The organism is Microvirga brassicacearum (assembly GCF_008757455.1).
GTDB classification, from domain to species: Bacteria; Pseudomonadota; Alphaproteobacteria; order Rhizobiales; family Beijerinckiaceae; genus Microvirga; species Microvirga brassicacearum.
This window is the reverse complement of the sequence record NZ_VCMV01000067.1, coordinates 1-2,941: the sequence shown is the minus strand read 5'-3', so window position 1 is coordinate 2,941 and position 2,941 is coordinate 1. Positions and strand designations below refer to the sequence as shown.

General features: G+C 67.5%; 3 protein-coding genes and 1 pseudogene. 2 read left to right on the top strand and 2 right to left on the bottom strand.

What is annotated here, in order from left to right; genetic code table 11:
• A pseudogene (locus FEZ63_RS25380) lies at positions 1 to 220 on the bottom strand (GyrI-like domain-containing protein); the annotation flags it as partial.
• A gap of 194 nt (positions 221 to 414) precedes the next feature.
• Here FEZ63_RS25380 and dapF point away from each other — a divergent pair.
• Positions 415 to 1,296 (top strand): diaminopimelate epimerase, encoded by an 882-nt coding sequence (dapF, locus tag FEZ63_RS22320; protein ID WP_150948987.1) that lies wholly within the window; start codon positions 415 to 417, stop codon positions 1,294 to 1,296.
• Positions 1,296 to 2,549 carry a tRNA (N(6)-L-threonylcarbamoyladenosine(37)-C(2))-methylthiotransferase MtaB gene (gene mtaB / locus FEZ63_RS22315; RefSeq protein ID WP_150948984.1) on the top strand — a complete coding sequence of 418 codons (1,254 nt, stop codon included), beginning with the start codon at positions 1,296 to 1,298 and terminating at the stop codon, positions 2,547 to 2,549. The genes dapF and mtaB overlap by 1 nt, the downstream gene beginning before the upstream one ends.
• 95 nt (positions 2,550 to 2,644) lie before the next feature.
• Here mtaB and FEZ63_RS22310 read toward each other — a convergent pair.
• Positions 2,645 to 2,941, bottom strand: a 297-nt coding sequence (locus FEZ63_RS22310; protein WP_150948981.1) for an RluA family pseudouridine synthase, incomplete at its 5' end; no start/stop codon positions are given.

The window sequence follows — 2,941 nt, the reverse complement described above, 5'->3', positions numbered from 1 at the left end:
GCGGGGGGACAGGCGTCGCAGGTGCGACGGGGGCCGGCACCGAGGGTGTCTGCGCCTGCTGCGCCGAAGAGGCTTGCTCCGGCAGCACGACCGGGGCGGGCGCGATGACCGGCACCTGCGTCTCCACCGGCGCCGCCGAGGTCGCGGGTGGCGTTTGTGCGACGGACAGCCCGGGGCTGAGAGCCACGGCCAGGCAAAGGACACTCAGACGGAGCCGCATCAGGGCCTCTCACACGAATCAACCAGCACGATTGCAACGCACCATAGAGGCGTTTCTGTGCGTTCGCGAGGCCGTCACTGTGGCGCAAACCGCTATCGCGAGGGGCTTGCGTTCGGCCGATTTCTACCAGCCCCCCGAACGGGCATTCCACGGCCCTCTCGCGATTGCGCATGTTTTAGGCCATATACGGAATCATGAACGACCTTGCGAATAGCCGTTTTCTGAAAATGAACGGTCTCGGCAACGAGATCACCGTGCTAGATCTGCGCGGCTCCGCCATCCGCGTGAGCGCCGCCGAGGCCCGGTCCATCGCGGCCGATCCGCGCTCGCATTTCGACCAGCTGATGGTGCTCCACGATCCCGTCACGCCGGGCACCGACGCCTTCATGCGCATCTACAATACCGACGGCACCGAATCCGGCGCCTGCGGCAACGGCACGCGCTGCGTCGCCTGGGCGATGATGAGCGACCCCGAAATGCGCCGCACGGGGGCCTACGGGCTGGTGCTGGAGACGAAAGCCGGGCTGCTGCCGGTCGAGCGGGTCTCCGACCGCGTTTTTACTGTGGATATGGGCACGCCGCTGTTCGGATGGACCGACATTCCGTTGGGGCGCCCGTTCCCCGACACGCGCAGAATCGCGGTTGATCCGCTGGCCGAAGCGCCGGAGCTTCAGGGTCCCTCCGCCGTCAGCATGGGCAACCCCCATGCGATCTTCTGGGTCGCGGATGCGGCGTCTTATGACCTTTCCCGCCTCGGCCCGATCCTCGAGAACGATCCCGTCTTCCCGGAGCGCGCCAATATCTCGCTGGCGCAGGTGCTCTCGCCCGAGCATATCCTGCTGCATGTGTGGGAGCGCGGCGCCGGGCTCACGCGCGCCTGCGGCTCGGCTGCGTGCGCCACGCTGGTTGCGGCGGCGCGAAAAGGGCTCACGGGCCGCAAGGCCACCCTCACGCTTCCGGGCGGCGATCTCGAAATCGCGTGGCGCGAGGCGGATGACCATGTGCTGATGACCGGGCCGGTCGAACTCGAGCACGAGGGCCTGTTGTCGGCAGCTTTGCTGGCGGGCGCCGCCTGATGAGCGTCGAGGTCGTCACCTTCGGCTGCCGCCTCAATATCGCCGAATCGGAAGCGATGCAGCGCCACGCCGAAGCGGCGGGCCTAACCGACGTGGTGATCGTCAATACCTGTGCGGTGACGGCGGAAGCCTCGCGCCAGGCGCGCCAGTCGATCCGCCGGATCGCGCGCGAGAAGCCGGATGCGCAGATCATCGTCACCGGCTGCGGCGCCCAGGTGGAGCCCGCGGCCTTCGCCGCCATGCCGCAAGTGGCGCGCGTCATCGGCAACGACGAGAAGATGAAAGCCGAGACGTTTCGCCGCCTGCGCGATTTCGGGATCGACGACAGCGAACGGGTCCTCGTCAACGACATCATGGCGGTGAAGGAAACGGCGCTTCATCTCATCGACGGCATGCGCGGCCACACGCGTGCATTCGTGCAGGTGCAGAATGGCTGCGACCATCGCTGCACCTTCTGCATCATTCCATTCGGGCGCGGCAATTCCCGTTCCGTGCCCATGGGCGCGGTGGTCGAGCAGGTGCGCAATCTCGTGGCGCACGGCTCGCGCGAGGTGGTGCTGACCGGGGTCGACATCACCAGCTACGGCCGCGACCTGCCGGGCGAGCCGCGACTCGGTGCATTGGTGAAAGGCCTGCTGCGGCACGTGCCGGAACTCGAGCGCCTGCGCATCTCGTCGATCGATTCGGTCGAGGCCGACGACGATCTGTTCGATGCCATCGCCAACGAGCCTCGTCTCATGCCCCATCTGCATCTGTCGCTGCAGGCCGGCGACGACATGGTGCTGAAGCGCATGAAGCGCCGTCATTCGCGCGCCGACGCAATTGCGTTCTGTGAAAATGTGCGCGCGCTTCGGCCCGACATGGTGTTCGGCGCCGACATCATCGCCGGGTTCCCCACCGAGACCGACGCGATGTTCGCGCGGTCCCTCGACATCGTGGAAGAATGCGGCCTCACCCATCTCCACGTCTTCCCGTTCTCGCCCCGTCCCGGCACCCCGGCCGCGCGCATGCCCGCCGTCGCCCGCGACGTGGTGAAGGACCGCGCGCGGCTTTTGCGCGAAAAGGGCGCGGCGGCGCTTTCAGCCTATCTGGACAGGGAAGTGGGCAAGAGGCGTCGCGTACTGATCGAGCTCAACCAGCTCGGGCGCACTGAAGCCTTCACCCCCGTGCGCTTTTCATCGCCGGTCGCGCGCGGCGATCTGCGCGACGTGACCATCCTGGGGCACGACGGGCGCGAGTTGCTGGCGGCCTGACCGCATTCGGGAGCGAATTGAGGAGCCCCTCCTGAGGAAGCGCGACAGCTTTGTCTCGAAGGACGAGGCGGGATCGGGAGTACGGCCTCAAAGCCCTACGGAGCGCTCCGGCAAGCCTCCAGCCGCTCCCGCATATGATGCGGCACTGGCGCTTCCACCGCGATCGGCGGTTTCTTCGGATAGAGCGGCACGGTCACGCTGCGGGCGTGAAGGTGCAGCCCCGGCCCGTGGAAACGCGGCGCCGTGCCGTAGATCGCGTCGCCGAGGATCGGCCAGCCGGAAGCGGCGCAATGGACGCGCAGCTGGTGCGTCCGGCCGGTGACCGGGCGCAATTCGAGCAGGGTGAGGAGCGTTTTCCCCTCCCCCTTGTGGGGAGGGGTCAGGGGTGGGGG